Origin of the sequence: Candidatus Frankia nodulisporulans, assembly GCF_902806475.1 — a bacterium.
Lineage (GTDB): Bacteria > Actinomycetota > Actinomycetes > Frankiales > Frankiaceae > Frankia > Frankia umida.
Genome location: NZ_CADCWS010000374.1, coordinates 1 through 3000 on the forward strand (window position 1 = coordinate 1; position 3000 = coordinate 3000).

At 71.5% G+C, this 3000-nt stretch carries 3 protein-coding genes; all 3 read right to left on the reverse strand.

What is annotated here, in order from left to right:
- Nucleotides 1-83 precede the first annotated feature (83 nt).
- Nucleotides 84-419 (reverse strand): RNA polymerase-binding protein RbpA, encoded by a 336-nt coding sequence (locus G6R24_RS19835; protein WP_163550672.1) that lies wholly within the window; start codon nucleotides 417-419, stop codon nucleotides 84-86.
- Between the two features lie 284 nt (nucleotides 420-703).
- Nucleotides 704-2527 carry an ABC transporter substrate-binding protein gene (locus G6R24_RS19840; RefSeq protein ID WP_163550673.1) on the reverse strand — a complete coding sequence of 608 codons (1824 nt, stop codon included), beginning with the start codon at nucleotides 2525-2527 and terminating at the stop codon, nucleotides 704-706.
- Entirely contained in the window at nucleotides 2524-2754 is a 231-nt protein-coding gene (gene secG / locus G6R24_RS19845; protein ID WP_163550674.1) for a preprotein translocase subunit SecG, read from the reverse strand. The genes G6R24_RS19840 and secG overlap by 4 nt, the downstream gene beginning before the upstream one ends.
- Nucleotides 2755-3000 lie beyond the last annotated feature (246 nt).

Consider the following 3000-nt stretch of genomic DNA (forward strand, 5'->3'; position numbering starts at 1 on the left):
CGCGGCCGCACCCAGCCGACCCGCATCGGGCGGGATCGCACCCGGTCAGGCATCGCACCCGGTCAGGCACGCACCCGGTAGGGCTAGGAGGCACCCCGCAACTTCGCGAGGGCCTCAGCGAGGATCGCCTCACCGTCCTTCTCGTTGCGCCGCTCCCGGACGTACGCGAGATGCGTCTTGTACGGCTCGGTGCGAGGCGGGGCGGGGGTGTTCTCCCGGTCCCGGCCTGCCGGCAGCCCGCAGCTCGGGCAGTCCCATGTCTCGGGTACCGCCGCGTCCGCCGCGAACGACGGCTTGGTCTCGTGTTCGTTCGCGCACCAGAAGGAGATGCGCTGGCGGGGCGCAGTTTCGCCCCGCTCGGCCTCTCCCATTGGTCCGGCCCCGACCCGGCTCCCCCGAATGGCGTTGCCACCTGCCACGGCCCGCGTACTCCTTCGTCTCGTCCCATGGATTGCAGTTCGCCGACGCCTACCGGCCCCACCCGCCCCGGTGACCACTCACCGTGCGGACGACAGCCAGTCGAGCAAGCCCGACGTTCCCGGCACTCCCCCGGTTGTCCCTCCGGGTACGTCCTGGGGGGGAGTGTAGGCCGCCACAGCCCGACGTGGATGCACCGACCACCCCAAGCCGGCCACGCACACCCCCGACGATAACCTCCCGACCCCTACCAACCCACCACGAGGCCAGCCGGCCCACTACGAGGTCAGCCGGAGCCGAGCGAGACGGCGGTGGGGTCGGCGGTGCCGATCGAGGGGACGATCGCGAACGTCGTGATGTTGGCGCTGTGCATCACCGGGGTGTGCACGACGACCAGGGGGATCACCGCGGCGCTACCGACGACGGTCTGCTCGAGCTCCCCCCAGTCGGTGACCGCGTCGGTCTCGGAGGTCGCGCGCAGCGCGGCGTCCAGCTGCCGGCCAGCGGCGAGCTCACGGTAGCCGCCGTCGGCCGGCCGGGGGCCCACCCAGGTCTCGTCGAGCAGCGGCTGGAAGACCGTACGGCCGGCGTCGCCGTACCAGGCCGGGGTGATTCTGGTCAGCGCCAGGTCCCAGAACTGGCCACGGGGCGCCACGGCGGCGGTGGTGTACCGGTCGCCCGTGCGAATCCGCACGTCCAGGCGGATCCCGGCGCGCGCGAACGCCGTCCGCAGGGCCTCGGCGACCGCGGCGTCCGCGGGACTGTCCGAGGTCAGCAGCGACAGGGCCGTCACCGGTCCGCCCGGGGTGGTGCTCAGCGCCTCCCGGCATCGCTGCGGGTCCCCACTGTCGCCGGTGTCCGGGAACGGGTCGAGGTCGCTGAAACCGGTCATCGGCTCCTGCAACAGCCCGGTGGACGCGGTCGCGAGCTCCGGCCCGCCGAGCGCGTCCGCGAGTCCCGCGCGGGCCACGCAGTACGGCAGCGCCTGGCGGATCGTCGGTTCGCGCAGCGCCGCCGCGGACGGACCGTTCAGGCCGACGGTCAACGCCACCGTGGTACCGACCTCGTCGAGGGCGAGCCGGTTGTCCCTGGCCTTCGCGAGCTCCTTCGCCCGTGCGGTGGTGAGCACCGGATCGAGGGACATGTCCGCGTCACCGGTCTCGAGTTCCTGCAACATCGCCTCGGACGTCTGACCGTCGGTGATGGTGATGTGGTCGACCAGTGCCCGTCGGATCGCGTCCGAGGACGCGTTCCAGGACGGGTTGCGGGCCAGCCGGTAGCCGGGCGTGTCGTCGCGCGCCCCGGTGAACCGGTACGGCCCGGCCGAGATCAGGTTGTGCAGGTACTCCGAGGAGTTCGCCGGGTAGGCCAGCGCCTCCAACGGCGCCGGGGACGCCGCGGGCAGCGCCAGCACGTCGACGAAGTCGTTCACCGGGGCGAGCAGGTGAAAGGCCACCGTGTCGTCGCCGACGATCTCGACGCCCTCGATCGTGGTGCTCTCGATGAACGCCGCGGCATCGTCGACCGGGGTGGCGGCAAGCTCGTCGCAGAACGACCGGAATCCGACGATCGTCGCGGCGAAGTAACCACGCAACGGCGACGGACTCGGCGGTGTGCACAGCCGCTTGATGCCACGGGCGACGTCATTGGCCGTGATCCGGCGCTGGTTCGGTGTGTCCCACCGGGCCGCCGCGCGCAGCCGCACCGTGTACACCAGCCCGTTCTCGGTGACCATCGGCGCGCCGACCGCCAGGTCCGGACGCGGGACCGTCGACCGGGACGGATCCGCGTCGCTCGGATAGCTGTAGAGCTGACGGGTGACCAGGCGGGCCACGGCCTGCTCGGCCGGCGTCGTGGCCCAGCCGGGATCGCCGCTGGGCATTCGCCCCGCGACGATGCGCAGGGTTCCACCGGGCTTGGCGACCGGCGCCGTGGTGGCCGCGGCCACCGCCGTGGGCGTCACGGAACTCGGCGGCTCACCACTGCCCCCACCGCCCCCGCCGCCGCAGGCCGCACCCGCGACCAGCGCCAGCGCCGCGGCGAGCGCCACCGCCGCGTTTCGAAACGCCGCCGGCCGGCGAAAGCCGCGGCGAGCACGCGGAGAACTCAATTCTTCAGCAGCAGACCGAGACCGATAATGCACACGAACCACACACTGCCCACAATGATCGTCAATCGGTCGAGGTTCTTCTCCACCATCGACGACCCGCCGAGCGACGACGACACACCACCGCCGAACAGCGTCGAGAGCCCACCGCCCTTCGCCCGGTGCAGCAGTACGAGCAGAATCATCAGAACGCTCGCGACAATCAGGGCGATCGACAGACCGATCGTCATTTCGGACCAGCTCCCGCTCCCAGGGGAGGCGGCAGAACACCGCCACCCGGTTCAGTCAGGACGCCGACACCGACGCCAACACCGACGCCGACGGCGCCAGGTCGCGTCCAGCGCCCCGCGTCCACGCTCATCTCACCCACGGCCATCTCGCCCACAGGTAGAGACCGTCAGATGCGACGTGGTGGGTGATGCTACTCAGTGAAAGTACCGCACCCCCGCACACCGCCAACGCCCTGCGCGACCCGA